The organism is Rhizobium sp. SVR5-2C (genome assembly GCF_056755115.1).
This window is the reverse complement of record NZ_JBNDHT010000415.1, coordinates 1-267: the sequence shown is the minus strand read 5'-3', so window position 1 is coordinate 267 and position 267 is coordinate 1. Positions and strand designations below refer to the sequence as shown.

Annotated in this window: 1 pseudogene; it reads left to right on the top strand. The window is 61.8% G+C overall.

The window, feature by feature from the left end:
- A pseudogene (locus tag ACPYOI_RS36335) lies at nt 1–234 on the top strand (IS5/IS1182 family transposase); the annotation flags it as partial.
- Nucleotides 235–267 lie beyond the last annotated feature (33 nt).

Sequence of the window (267 nt, the reverse complement as noted above, 5' to 3'; positions counted from 1 at the left end):
ATCGCCGCGATAAGCATAGACGGGCGGATGAACTGGCAAGCTTCCACCGGCTACGGCAAGCGTGCGCGGGTCGAGACCGCCATCGGCCGATACAAATCCATCATCGGACCGCGTCTGCGGGCTAGGTCGTTTCATGCTCAGCAGACGGAAGTCGCCATCGGCTGCGCCGTCCTCAACCGCATGCTTGCCTGCGCCCGCCCGAAATCCGCTCGCCGCAAGGCAAAGGTAGCCTAGCCAACGTCATCAAAGATCGAGATCCGTCATGCT